The sequence below is a fragment of the Roseburia lenta genome, assembly GCF_014287435.1.
Lineage (GTDB): Bacteria > Bacillota > Clostridia > Lachnospirales > Lachnospiraceae > Pararoseburia > Pararoseburia lenta.
Genome location: NZ_JACOPG010000003.1, coordinates 216,752 through 229,915, shown reverse-complemented (window position 1 = coordinate 229,915; position 13,164 = coordinate 216,752). Strand labels below are relative to the sequence as shown.

Here is a 13,164-nt window from a genome sequence, read left to right as displayed (position 1 = left end):
ATTTTCTGTCCTTTTACAAATATGAAATATATAGCGTGTAATAATCCAGCAAAAACACAAGAGATGTGAAACCTAGGGCAGCCATGACCATATGGTTTTTATCAAACTTAATGCTTATGCCATCAATTCCCAGAGAGTAAGCCAATGGGAACAGCACCGGCAATAAATACCTTCCCTGACACCCTTGTAAGACTTGTCCTCCTACTGGTGTATAAACAAGATAAAACACGGTTACAATCACCGCCACCAGGATAAGGAACGTTGCCCACTGACTGATCCTAAGCCATGTAACTTTTCGCTTTTCCTCACCACGATCCAGATACAGAATCACCGCAATAAGGATCAGGAGAAGAATTCCATAATCTCCCTGCCCTAAGTATCCCATATTCGTTGTGTAAAGCGGTGCTACATTAAATCCCAGATAACCTGCCATAAAACCGATCAGCTTTTGCAGATAACTGCCCGGAAGTTGTAAGATCCACCATAATTGTTCGCTGGCATTGATCCCCTCCCCGCCTCTTGTGTCTCCCATTCCGAGCCCATGATGCAGAACCGGAAGTACAAACAGGAAAAATATGATTGCCATACCGCCGATCAGAAAAGCGTACCATACCCCTCTCTGCCGCTTATCTTTAAATTTTTCCTTTGGGAAGAAAAACAGTGGCAATAGCATCACACAGTAAACCCACTTGGGCATGATGCTAAGCGCAAAACAGGCGACCATCATAAAGAGATCCCGATATTGCAAGGTCTCCTCTGGCCTTTGCAGATTTCCGATATAGTAGGAGGTTCCCGCCAATGTCAACGCAATCACCCACCAATCATAACTATAGGATGATGCAAGTACCATGGAAGTCGGTAAAAGAGCGATCACAGACATCAGGATCTTCCCATAACGCAAGCGCTTGATCGCATAATAAATGATCATTGTATATGCCAGTAAGATACTTATTTTCCCTAGTAAAAAAACATGGGCAAAACTCAGATGCAGGCCTTTTCCAATAATGATCGCGATCGCCGGCACAATATATGCAATGGAATAAATTCCACCCAGACTTTTATAGCCAATCGTTGCTTCATCATAGGGACGTAAGACTTCCTGATTGTGTGCATGTGCTCTGTCATAAAGCCCATCCAATGTCTGACTGTATTCCCGCAATGACTCATAGGAATATGTTTTATCCATAATCTGCTGGTTCAACTGCGGAAAATCCTCAACCAACTTGTTCTCTGCTTCATACTTTACAGAATCAAACATACTGACAATAGAGATTGTCCGTACAAAATGTGTTTCGTCATCCCAACACACACCCACAATCCTTGGCGACGACAGGATAAAAGTCAGCCCCAGGATCAGTGCCGTTACAGCAAATGCCCCTTCCGTCTTTTCCGCCATCTGCCTGCGCATGAGCCAGAATGTCAGGATCAGACTGGCACACCCTGCAAAAAAATAGTATTTCCACCATGGGAAAACTGTCCCATGCGTTGCGATCCGGACAATAACTCCCAGCCCAAGCCACAAACCAACATAATAGGCTGCATATTTGATAATCTTTTGATGATCCTTCCTGATCTTCTGCCAGCCTTGTTCCAAATCTGCCAAGGCTTTTTCCACGGCATCGCGTGTCCATGCAAAATGCAGCAAAAGCCATGGAAAGATTATGATCCCCACAACATTAACCAGCACCACCAACACCTTATGGTATGCCAGCATACCGTCCATCCAACACAGGGACAGATCCAATAACCCCACTAAGACAATACAGCATACCTCAACGATCAGTGCTGTACGATCCCATTTTACTTCCTTCTTCAAAACGTTCTTCCCAATCTTACTTTATTTATCTAATAGTGATACTCCGGATGTTTCCCCAGTTTTCCCGCTTTGCAATCCTTTATCACATCATGCAGGATCTTTTGGTTGCTCCTGCCCTGTTCTCTCGTCTCTTTCTTCCAGGTCATAAAAAAACTGAGAAGCCAAAAGACCCGATACTGCCACAAGATCACCCAGGCAGACAGGCTTCCCAAATGCCGTTTTGCCGTATCATAACGATTGCGATAACCATAATACTGCCGCCAGCCGATCCGATGTAAGACCCCTTTGGTCACCATGCCCTCCTTGGAAAGCACTGTTTTATGATGAAGCACCGCTGCCGGCACCACCGTCACACCACCGCACTCCTGCAAGCGCAGGCAATATTCAATATCATCGTACCAAAGAAAATATCCCTTTTGGGGCAGACCAATCTCCCGCATCTTCTGTCCCTGTAGCAAAAGTCCGCAAAAAGTCGCAGCATCGCAGGAGAAACTCTCCTTTTGATATTCCTCGCTAGCAACATTGCTCTCCACATAAAGCAAGCGATTGATAATTCGCCTTCTATGGCTGACATCAATATGTCCCTCGGTCACAACCTTTCCCGCAAGACCATAAATACCTGTATGCGCATTTGCATAGTCCAGAAGTTTTTCCATGTAGTCCGGTGCGATCATTGCATCATCATCAATGATCAGCACCCAGTCATATTCCCCCTGACTTGCACACTGTAAACCGTCATAAAATCCACCTGCGCCACCAAGATTCTCCGGCTCCCGTATCACGTCCAGATCTTCCCGGGCAGCAAGGAATTCTGCTGTTCCATCCGTACTGTGATTATCCACCACAATAACACGCGAAAAAGGAATGGTTTGCCCACATACGCAGGCAAGACATTCCTTTAATAATTCTACGCGATTATAAGTTACAATAACGACTGCATTATTCATTCTTATACATTTCCTGATAATACTTCTGATAATCACCGGAAGTAACGTTCTTCATCCAATCTTCATGCTCAAAGAACCAGGCAATCGTCTTTTTAATGCCATCCTTAAACATAGTCTCCGGTTCCCAGCCTACTTCCTTCTTGATCTTGTCAGGAGCAATGGCATATCTTCTGTCATGTCCCTTACGATCTTCCACATATGTGATCAGGTCTGTGCTGACATTGGCACGTCTTGGATCATCTGCCGGAAGCATTTCCTGCAACGTCTCGATAATGATATTGATGATCTCAATGTTCTGCTTTTCATTGTGGCCACCGATATTGTAAGTCTCAAAAAGTTTACCCTTTTCCTGGACCATATCGATCCCCTTTGCATGATCATCTACATACAACCAGTCACGCACATTCTTGCCATCACCATATACCGGCAACTTCTTGCCCTGTAATGCATTGTTGATGATAAGCGGAATCAACTTCTCCGGGAACTGATAAGGGCCATAGTTGTTGGAGCAGTTTGTAATATTTGCAGGGAACTTGTAGGTATCCATATAAGCCTTAACAAGCATATCAGAAGATGCCTTACTTGCTGAGTATGGGCTATGTGGGTCGTATGGTGTTGTCTCGTAGAAATATGCGTTTGGATCATCATCCAAAGAGCCATATACTTCATCTGTAGACACATGTAAGAATTTCTTACCTTCCTTGAAAGTTCCATCCGGCAACTCCCAAGCAGCCTTAGCACAATTTAACATAACGGCTGTACCAAGGACATTCGTCTGTACAAAAACCTCTGGATTCTTGATGGAACGGTCTACGTGAGACTCGGCTGCAAAATGAACCACACGATCAATGTCATTCTCTGCAAAAATCTTGCTGATGGCTTCCTTATCACAGATATCAGCCTTGACAAAGGTGTAATTGTCTCTGTCCTCAATATCTTTTAAATTCTCCAGATTTCCTGCGTAGGTCAACTTGTCCACGTTGATAATACGGATCTCATTGTCATATTTGCGGAACATATAATGAATATAATTGCTTCCAATAAATCCTGCTCCACCTGTTACTAAGTATGTTCTCATAATCTTCTCCTTTTTGATTACTTTATTGTCTCTTCTTTTACAGTTTCTTCCAAATCCTCTACTTTCTTATACAACAAGCCAACCTCTTGTGTCAAGCGTTTACACTTTCTGGTCAGATTGGAAATAACGATCGTCTGGCTGAAAATGATCATCAGGACAAACAAAAGTCCCAAAAATGTCAGCATATTGATCGGAAGTGTGATCCCCAGTGTCTGTGACATAATCGTCAACAGTCCCGGAAACAGATCAAAGATCAGCAGCAAAAGTCCCACAAAAAACCAGATCAAAGCGTATTTCAATTCCAGCCGCCGGATACGTACCAGATTTCCAATATATAAGATAGCGATGATCGCACCGATCGCGATAACCACCTGTAATCTCAGACTCATACAGCCTCCTCTTAATCACCTATGGCAGCCATAATACACGCCAATGGCACCTTAATCATATAGTAAATCGACTTTTTAAAGGATATGGATGACTTGCCGGACTCTCTAGCCTTCATCTCGACCGGGATCTCCTTTACCACAAAGCCTCGCTTCAACACAGTCACAGCAGTCTCTGGCTCTGGGTAATCCTTTGGATAATCGTTGGCAAACATATGCATGACTTCCTTATCCACCATGCGCATACCGCTGGTCGGATCTGTTATGGTCTTCCCCGTCAAAAGGCGGATCAGCCATGTAAAAAAATGGATGCCTACGCGACGAAGTCCTGTCGACTGGAAACCTTCTCCCTCAATAAAACGGGAACCGATCAGCATATTGATCTCCTCAGCCTCCATGACATCTGCCATCTTTTCCAGGAACTTGGCATCGTGCTGCCCATCTCCATCAATCTGGATCGCATAATCATAGCCAAACCGGTGTCCGTACAAGTATCCTGTCTGTACGGCGGCACCAATACCGGAATTGATACTGAGAGTTACCATATTATAGCCCAGCCGATCGCATAGTTCCTTGGTACCATCCATGGAATGATCGTTGATGATGACATAGTCAAAACTCGGCGCATTTTTTTTGATATCTTCTACTGTCCTCTCGATCGAACCGACCTCATTAAATGCCGGTATGATCACCAGTCGTTTCTTCATTGTTACCTCACAAAAATCTTTAGATAAATGCCTCCGAGAAAACTCATCAGCCGGCGTATCATAACACTCAGATTCACCTGCCATCTAGACAGGTGTAGTTCCTTGGCATATCGCTCTACCAATCTTTTATGTTCTTCCAGATAGACATCTTTTTTGTCGCCATTCATAACCTGACTGGTATTCGAATCGTTTCGGATACGGAAGGAATTGAGCGGCTCATGTAATATATAGATCTTTCCCTTACAGCAAATGCGCATAAAGAAATCATAATCAATGATATAGACAAAAGAGGGATCAAAACCGCCCCATGCCTCATAGGCACTTCTACGGATCAGATTGGCAAGCGGCGCCCCCAGATAATCTCTGGTAAAAGCGGAGAAGCGACAGGCTTTCCTGCCCTCCACAAGACCACTTGCGTGATAGCGCTTATAATAGCCGGTGGTCTTGCCATGCATGTCCACAAAGCGCGTATCCGTCTGCACCAGATTTGCCTCCGGATACCTCTCCATGATCTCCACTTCTCTTGCCAGCAGAGTTTCATGGATCAGATCATCCGCGCATAAGAGTTTGATAAAGTCCCCCTTGCAAAGTTCCATGCAATGGTTCCAGTTGCCTGCCATACCAAGATTTTTTTCATTCTGATAAAGATGCAGGCGATCGTCCCCTGCCTGCTTTGCAAAAGTCTTCACCACCTGATAGGTATCGTCCGTTGACCGATCATCCACAACGATCAATTCGAGATTCTGATAAGTCTGTGTCAGAACGGATTGTATGGTTTCCAGGATCGTATCCGCATTGTTATATGCCGGGATACAAACACTGACGAGTGGTGATTCCATTAGCAATTCTCCATGTCAAAATCTTTTAAATAGACATCTAATGCATCTTCCCAATTTGCCATGGCAAACTGATCTGTTGTCAGACGCAGCATGTAGTTATCCAGATTTGAATATGCCGGACGTTTTGCTGCATCCGGGTTCATATTGGCATACTCCTGACTGGTAATGTGATTGACCTTAGTCTTGATTCCCAGTTTCTTATAGAATGCCTCGGTGAAATCCGCCCAGTTTGTCTCACCTTCACAGGTCGCATGGAAGATACCATAGTTGTCTGTTCCTTCCAGGAAATGGATCATCTTGGCAAGTTCTACTGCTGAAGTCGGAGATCCAAACTGGTCGCATACCACAGACACCTCGTCATGTGTCTTGGATGCACGTACCATAGTCTTAACAAAATTCTTGCCATCGCCATACAGCCATGCGGTACGAAGAATAAAGAACTTCTCTGCAAACTGACGTACAAAATGCTCGCCCTCTAACTTGGTCTTGCCATAGGCACTGATCGGATTCGGCTCATCAAACTCTGTACGTGGCGCACGCTCTGTTCCGGCAAAGACATAGTCGGTAGAAACATGTACCAGTTTTGCCCCTACTGTCGTTGCAGCGATCGCAAGATTACGCGGTCCGATCGCATTAATCTTGTAAGCAAGATCCCACATTTTTTCACAGCCGTCTACATTGGTCAGAGCTGCGCAGTTGATGATGACATCCGGCTTTTTATCCAAAGCCAAGGTCATGACTGCATCAATATCTGTAATATCCAAAGAAGTGATATTCTCTCCCTCTGCTACGTCTGTCAGGATAAATTCCACCTGACCTGCATATTCCTTTTGAATTGCTCGTCCAAGCTGTCCATTACAGCCCGTCACAAGTACCTTTTTCATATCATCTACCCTTTCTGTCTATACATAATCCTTTGCCTTTTTTGCAAGCCGGTTCATGGCAGAGAACATACCGCGAATGGATGCTCTCGTAATGTTTGAACTAACGCCCACGCCAAAGGTGATATTTCCGCTGCGGTTGTCACGCATCTCAATGTAGGCTGCTGCCTTTGCACCTGAGCCCTTGCCCAGAGAATGTTCGCTATAATCCAGCACAGAGAAATCAACCTGCGGTACACACTGCTTGACTGCAAGTTTTACCGCATCGATCGGTCCGTTACCATCTGCCTCGGAATGGATTGCCTTGCCATTGTACTTAAAATCGAGAGATACATGTGTCTCATCATTTGCCATATTGTCATCGATATCCACAAAGACGAGTTCAAACGGCATCTTGTTCTCAAAGTATTCTTTTTTGAAGGCTTCCATCATCTTCTGTGGCTCAACCTCGCCGCCTTCCTGCTCGGAAATATACTGGATGACATCTGCAAATTCTCTTTGCATCTTCTTTGGCAGTTTGTAGCCATAGACGGTATCCATCACAAAGGCAACGCCGCCCTTGCCGGACTGGCTGTTGATACGAACCACCGGCTCATATTTTCTGCCAATGTCTGCCGGATCGATCGGAAGATACGGGACTTCCCAATATTCATTTCCGCGCTCCTGCATCGCATGTACGCCCTTATTGATGGCATCCTGATGGGATCCGGAAAAAGCGGTAAATACCAGTTTGCCGGCATAAGGATGACGCATATCTACATGCATCTTGCAGCATCTCTCATAGATCTCAACGATCTCCTTGACATCCTCGATCTCCAATTCCGGATTGATACCCTGGGAGAACATATTGTAAGCAACCGTCAGAATATCCACATTACCGGTACGCTCGCCATTGCCGAGCAAAGTACCCTCAACACGGTCTGCACCGGCAAGCAGTGCTAATTCCGTGATGGCAACACCGGTACCACGGTCGTTGTGCGGATGCACACTTAAGATGATATTATCACGATCCTCAAAATGGGTACTCATCCATTCGATCTGATCGGCATATACGTTCGGTGTATTCATTTCCACTGTTGCAGGCAGGTTAAAGATGATCGGTGCATCCGTCGCATGATCCCATTCTTTCTGCACAGCCGTACAGATGCGAAGGGCAAAATCTACCTCTGTACCGGTAAAACTCTCAGGTGAGTATTCCAGTTGCACATTACCGTCAAAATCTGCCAGATGCTCTTTGACCATACGGGTTCCTGCGATGGCAATGTCAATGATCTCATCCTGACTCTTGTTGAATACCACATCTCTTTGCAGAGTAGATGTGGAGTTGTAGATATGAACCACAACATTCTTGATTCCCTGGATAGCTTCAAAGGTACGATCCACCAGTTCCTGACGACACTGGGTCAGCACCTGTACTTTGACATCATCCGGGATCTTATTCTCTGCTACTAACTTGCGTAAGAAATCATATTCGATCTGTGATGCAGCCGGGAAACCGATCTCGATCTCCTTAAAACCTAAACGAAGCAAAAGATCGAACATTTCCATCTTTTCATCTACATTCATCGGCTCGATCAGCGCCTGGTTACCGTCACGCAGATCAACGCTACACCAGATCGGTGCCTTTTCAATCTGCTTATCCGGCCAGGTACGCTCCGGGAAATTTAAAACCGGGTTTCTCTTATACCTCTTATAATTTAACATTTCTAAATTCCTTCTTTCTTATACTTGCAGCAAGAAATCAGCCTTTTTACCTTTATTCTCCAAATCCGTTTTCTACCAATGCCACCAATGCCTTCAGGGCTTCTTCTTCATCTTCGCCCTCACAGACGATCTCGATCTCATCACCGGATTTGATGCAGGCGCCAAGCACGCTCAAGACACTCTTAGCGTTGGCTGTGCCACTTGCTCCATAATGAAATGTGATACTGGATGTGTATTTCATTGCCTCCTGGCAAAAGATTCCCGCTGGTCTTAAATGAAGGCCTGTGGGATTGATAATCTGTACCTTCTGTGTAACCATGACAACCTCCTATAACATTGTATTCATGATCAGTTCTGCTAATTTCTTGGCTTCTTCTTCAATCTGCTTTTGATCCTTGCCCTCGATCATAACGCGGACAAGCGGTTCGGTTCCGGATGGACGGATCAAAACGCGTCCCTCTCCGGCAAACTTATCCTCCAGTTCTTTCACGGCACTGGCAATCTCCGGATACTCCATAAAACTTTCTTTCTTATGGTTAGGCACCTTGGCGTTCACCAGTGCCTGTGGTAGGACTTCCATCACCTTGGCAAGTTCCGATAATGGCTTGCCGGTATCCACCATGACCTGCAACAGATGAAGTGCGCTCAAGAGCCCGTCACCTGTTGTATTGTCATCCAGAAAGATCACATGACCGGATTGCTCGCCACCTAAATTATAACCGTTTGCAAGCATATTTTCCAAAACATAGCGATCGCCTACTTTTGTCTTTTCGATGTGAAGATTCTTCTCCTGCCCCATCAGGGTGAATCCCAGATTTGACATGACCGTAACAACGACCGTATCCTGTTTTAAACTTCCTTTTTCCTTCATATAGTTGGCACAGATCGCCATAATCTCATCGCCATCTACCATCTTGCCATTTTCATCTACGGCAAGCATACGATCTGCGTCCCCGTCAAAAGCCAGACCCAGAGCTGCCTTTTCATAGACAACTCTCGCCTGCAATTCTTCCATATGGGTCGATCCGCAATTGGAATTGATGTTGGTTCCATCCGGGTTTGTATGGATGGCTACCAGATTCGCTCCCAGTTCACGCAGGGTCTCCACGGAGGTCTTATAAGACGCGCCCTCTGCACAGTCGATCACGATCTTCATGCCGGAAAGATCGACCGGAACTGTCTTTTTCATAAAGTCCACATACTCGCGAATCATATCGAAGCGGTATTCGATCTTGCCAATACCGGATCCGGTCGGCAGATTGATATCCTTCATATCGTTGGCGATCAGAGCCTCGATCTCATCCTCCAGAGCGTCGGACAACTTATAGCCCTCGCCATTGAAAAATTTGATACCGTTAAATTCCATTGGATTATGAGACGCAGAGATAACAACACCTGCATCCACCTTGTGTTTTCTTGTCAGATACGCGATCGCAGGTGTCGGCATAACACCGGCGAAAATCGCATCTGCACCGACAGAACAGATGCCTGCCATCAGAGCACTTGCCAGCATACCACCGGATATTCTCGTATCACAGCCTACGATGATCGTTGGCTTGTGTGCCTGCTCCTTGGTAAGGACGTATGCTCCCGCCTGCCCCAGTTTCGTAGCCAGTCCGATCGTAAGTTCTGAACCGGCAACTCCTCTTACGCCATCGGTTCCAAATAATCTTCCCATGTTTAACTCCTTCTTACTCCGTTGTGATTGTTATATTCGTCGTTGCTGCCGTCGCTGAAATCCCGCTGTCCAGATCCAACGTGACAGACACCGTATGCTTACCGGCTCCCAGACCACTGACATCCACCGACCCTGTGATATTCTCTGCGACAAGGTCTGCCAGATCCGATGCCTTTCCGGTAATCTTTACTTCTACTGTTGTAGCATCAAATACTGCCTTGCTGCCATCTTCCAGATTTTTGATCGTCAGATTGGCAGTCGGCACACGATAAGTCTTTGTCTCATCCCCGGATACGTTGACCTTGACCGTCGCCTGCGCAGCATTACTGTCTGCGACCTTGGCTCCGCTCGGCAGATAAGTATTCAGATCCACGGTAGTCGTCAGACTCGATGTGAGTTTGGACAGATCCAGTGCACTGCCACTGATCGTGATCTCCGTGATCTCATTAAGCACATCTGCCTCTCCGGTGATCTCGATTGTGTCCGGATCCACACTGACAGACTCCAGATACAATCCCTGTGGCAGACTTCCTGTCGTCTGCACCTGTACCGCTACTGTCTTGATATGGGAGATCGTAAGACTGACCTTAACCGTCTCATGGTTTACATTCAGTCGGCTCTGATCGATCTCATTACCGTTTTTATCCAGAAAATGCAAGGATGCATCCGTATCAAAATCTTCGTTGACACCGTCAACATCAACATATGCAACCACTTTCGCAATGGTGCTGACTACATCTTCCGGTCCCGATACGGTCACACTGGATGGATCCACTTCCGTCTTGTCGATCACGCAGCCCTCCGCCGGATTGCCGTTGGTCTCGACTTCCACATCATGCTTAGTCGTCATTTTATTACCGATGATGACTTGCAGATACAGTCTCTTGGCTGAGACCGTAATACTGCTGTTGTTATTGTTGACCGTGATCGTCACAGGAACACGGGAATCATCCTCTAAATAGTTCATGTCAGCCGTTGCCGTAAAATCAGATCCCGACAACCGTTCCATCACAGAACGTTTTGCCGTCACACGGAAACTGACGGTATTGCCACCCTCCGGGATCTCATAGTAGCGTCCGGCATCGGTCAGAACATCCGCATTGACCACATTTACACTCGTCGTAAAAGTCTTGGTCTGGGTCGGATCGTCCACATTGACAACGATCAGCCACAATAGGATGGAAAAGAAAAGTGCTAACAGTTTCAGTCCCCAGTTATTTAAAAACATTCGTTTGATCTTAGGAGTTATGCTCTGCTTCATCTTTTACCCTCCTTCCCAAACGCGGTTTGTTATTCTCGTCTACATCTTTTACCGGATTCTGCAACTCGATCAATTTTTCTTTTAACTGATCGTCAGTCACTTTCTCCGTCAGATGTCCGTTCTGCGCTATGGATACCCCGCCAGTCTCCTCGGAAACCACGATCGTCAGCGCATCACAGACCTCGCTGATGCCCAGCGCCGCACGATGCCTTGTACCGAGTGCCTTGCTTAAATTCATATTCTCGGACAACGGCAGATAACAGGTCGCAGCCACGATACGATCGCCTCGTACAATGATCGCGCCGTCATGCAGGGGTGTATTTTTCTCGAAGATATTGATCAGAAGCTGCCTGGTCAGAACGGCATCCAGTGTGATACCGGTTCTTTCCACCTCATCCAGGCGCATCTGGTTTTCTACCACGATCAAGGCTCCCGTCTTGACGGCTCCCATCTCAAAGCATGCCATGACCGTGTCATTGATGGTCTTATCCTCAAAACGCTTGGAAATACTCTTGCCAACACCCAGATTGGCAAGAAAAGTAAACAGCCGTCGTCGCCCCAGGTCTTCCAGAGCCTTACGGAGTTCCGGCTGGAACACAACGATCACCATGATCAGTGCCACATTCAGGAGTTTTTCGCCCAGCCAGAGGATCGTACTCATCTGGAACAGGGCTGCCAAAATAAAGAATGCTACAACAACCAGCAGACCTCGAAAGAGCATCCAAGTCCTTGTGTTCTGCACCCAGATCAAAAGTTGATAAATGAAAAAAGCAATGATGATAATTTCCACGATATCCGTGATCTGCACATTCGGAAAATTGATTCCAAAATAATCTCCAAAGAATGCATCCAGACTATTTATGATGTTGTCCATATCATCTCACCCCTTTCTTAATTGTCCTGCGTCTCTTCTGTTTCTTCCAGATCATCCACCGGGAGCGGTAATGTCTCGGAAGTAATACGCTTGATCTCTTTTTCCTGCTCCGGTATGTGCATCTTTGGCACTGCCGTCACATAGTAATAATATTCATCATCTTCAAACTGTACATGCTCGGTACGTGTATAATCAAATCCTCTGGCAAAAAATACCATGCCAAGTCCCACGATCAGGGTCACAACATTGCCGATCACCAGAAGCGGAATGTTTTCCTTTTCTCCGGTAAAGAGGATGCCTGCCAGCATCAGCACAAATTCAACGACTACACCGGAAAGTACGCCCACCAGCCATGCATGTTCTATGCCCTTAGTCCGCACGGTGTAGACCACCAGAAACATTGCCGTCATCGCCACCAGATAGATGTAAAACATGCTGTTGTTTAGGATCTGTCCCTGTAATAACTCTGCCGCGCTCAGATCCGTATTGGGATCCAGAAAAGATGAGGCATTTTCCACGACCGTCTTCAGATAGTATGATAATACACTTCCGCATATGATCGTAGGCAGTTCATGTATGCTGCGCATCAGACCCGCTTCCATGGGTACGACAAAGGGGATATTGAGATAACGGCAAGCCGGTATGACCATCATATTATAAGTATCATCTGACCGAAAATATGCAGATACCGCATAACTGATCGCCAGCAGAACCAAGGCTATGACCGCTGCATCTGTCGACAAGGTCATCAGATGCATGAGTCCCACAAAAAACACAATAAAAGTAGACCCTGCCAGCGGAAGCAGCATACTGATACCCGCGATCACCACAGAGACCCACCAATGATTCAATATCTTTTGATAACCAAAGCACCGATTCATGACCAAGAGCACAGCCAGCACGATCGCAAAGCGGAGCAAGCGTACCACCCATTCTTCTCTTGTTATGATAAAATGCCTGATCTTCGTTCGTATCTGTATTAAAAATGTCATA

At 46.0% G+C, this 13,164-nt stretch carries 13 protein-coding genes; all 13 read right to left on the bottom strand.

Translation table 11 applies throughout. From position 1 onward, the window contains the following. Positions 1 to 13: 13 nt before the first annotated feature. From H8R94_RS08560 to H8R94_RS08500, 13 genes are read right to left on the bottom strand one after another with little or no spacing between them, the layout of a single operon-like run. The gene (locus H8R94_RS08560) at positions 14 to 1,816 is read right to left on the bottom strand and encodes a DUF2142 domain-containing protein (protein WP_186854405.1); all 1,803 of its coding nucleotides are present in this window, start codon (positions 1,814 to 1,816) and stop codon (positions 14 to 16) included. A 29-nt stretch (positions 1,817 to 1,845) separates the two neighbouring features. Further along, positions 1,846 to 2,763 carry a glycosyltransferase gene (locus H8R94_RS08555; RefSeq protein ID WP_186854404.1) on the bottom strand — a complete coding sequence of 306 codons (918 nt, stop codon included), beginning with the start codon at positions 2,761 to 2,763 and terminating at the stop codon, positions 1,846 to 1,848. Continuing rightward, positions 2,756 to 3,841 (bottom strand): dTDP-glucose 4,6-dehydratase, encoded by a 1,086-nt coding sequence (rfbB, locus tag H8R94_RS08550; protein WP_118535408.1) that lies wholly within the window; start codon positions 3,839 to 3,841, stop codon positions 2,756 to 2,758. The genes H8R94_RS08555 and rfbB overlap by 8 nt, the downstream gene beginning before the upstream one ends. Positions 3,842 to 3,858: 17 nt before the next feature. Then, a complete protein-coding gene (locus H8R94_RS08545) occupies positions 3,859 to 4,230 on the bottom strand; it encodes a DUF2304 domain-containing protein (protein WP_186854403.1) in 372 nt (123 codons plus the stop codon). 11 nt (positions 4,231 to 4,241) lie between these two features. Further along, a complete protein-coding gene (locus tag H8R94_RS08540; protein ID WP_118281552.1) occupies positions 4,242 to 4,934 on the bottom strand; it encodes a glycosyltransferase family 2 protein in 693 nt (230 codons plus the stop codon). 2 nt (positions 4,935 to 4,936) lie between these two features. Next, positions 4,937 to 5,773: a glycosyltransferase family 2 protein gene (locus tag H8R94_RS08535; RefSeq protein WP_118281551.1), complete on the bottom strand. Its 837-nt coding sequence runs from the start codon at positions 5,771 to 5,773 to the stop codon at positions 4,937 to 4,939. Further along, a complete protein-coding gene (rfbD, locus tag H8R94_RS08530; RefSeq protein ID WP_118281550.1) occupies positions 5,773 to 6,657 on the bottom strand; it encodes a dTDP-4-dehydrorhamnose reductase in 885 nt (294 codons plus the stop codon). The genes H8R94_RS08535 and rfbD overlap by 1 nt, the downstream gene beginning before the upstream one ends. An 18-nt stretch (positions 6,658 to 6,675) precedes the next feature. Further along, positions 6,676 to 8,358, bottom strand: a complete 1,683-nt coding sequence (gene leuA / locus H8R94_RS08525; protein ID WP_186854402.1) for a 2-isopropylmalate synthase — start codon at positions 8,356 to 8,358, stop codon at positions 6,676 to 6,678. Positions 8,359 to 8,410: 52 nt separating this feature from the next. Then, the gene (locus H8R94_RS08520; RefSeq protein ID WP_118281548.1) at positions 8,411 to 8,677 is read right to left on the bottom strand and encodes an HPr family phosphocarrier protein; all 267 of its coding nucleotides are present in this window, start codon (positions 8,675 to 8,677) and stop codon (positions 8,411 to 8,413) included. A 9-nt stretch (positions 8,678 to 8,686) separates the two neighbouring features. Next, positions 8,687 to 10,036, bottom strand: coding sequence for a phosphoglucosamine mutase (glmM, locus tag H8R94_RS08515; protein WP_118281547.1), 1,350 nt, complete (start codon positions 10,034 to 10,036; stop codon positions 8,687 to 8,689). 13 nt (positions 10,037 to 10,049) lie between these two features. Then, positions 10,050 to 11,297, bottom strand: coding sequence for a CdaR family protein (locus tag H8R94_RS08510; protein WP_118281546.1), 1,248 nt, complete (start codon positions 11,295 to 11,297; stop codon positions 10,050 to 10,052). Then, the gene (cdaA, locus tag H8R94_RS08505; protein ID WP_178010801.1) at positions 11,275 to 12,171 is read right to left on the bottom strand and encodes a diadenylate cyclase CdaA; all 897 of its coding nucleotides are present in this window, start codon (positions 12,169 to 12,171) and stop codon (positions 11,275 to 11,277) included. Before cdaA ends, H8R94_RS08510 begins: the two co-directional genes overlap by 23 nt. Before the next feature lie 17 nt (positions 12,172 to 12,188). Beyond that, complete coding sequence (locus H8R94_RS08500; protein ID WP_178010799.1) at positions 12,189 to 13,163, bottom strand: hypothetical protein; 975 nt, start codon at positions 13,161 to 13,163, stop codon at positions 12,189 to 12,191. Position 13,164: the final 1 nt, after the last annotated feature.